Raw genomic sequence first — 275 nt, 5'->3', positions numbered from 1 at the left:
ACCGGCGAAGGCCTCCAGCACGCGGACGGACACTCCCCCCTGCTGGCCTCCACCAACCCCGCCGTCCTCACCTACGACCCCGCCTACGGCTACGAAATCGGACACATCGTCCGCTCCGGCCTGGAACGCATGTACGGTCCGGACTCCACGGACAAGAACGTCATGTACTACCTCACCGTGTACAACGAACCCATCGTCCAGCCCGCGGAACCGGAAAACCTCGACGTCGAAGGCGTCATCAAGGGCATCTACCTGCTCGCCCCGGCAAAGATCGA

Annotated in this window: 1 protein-coding gene; it reads left to right on the top strand. The window is 63.6% G+C overall.

Going from position 1 to position 275, the window contains the following annotated elements; genetic code table 11:
- On the top strand, window positions 1–275 hold a 275-nt coding region (locus tag AC3IMC_RS20495), incomplete at both ends, for a hypothetical protein (RefSeq protein WP_490920732.1).

Source organism: Arthrobacter sp. E70 (assembly GCF_058266945.1).
Note: the sequence above shows the minus strand (reverse complement) of the source record. Positions and strands in the feature narration are given on the sequence as shown.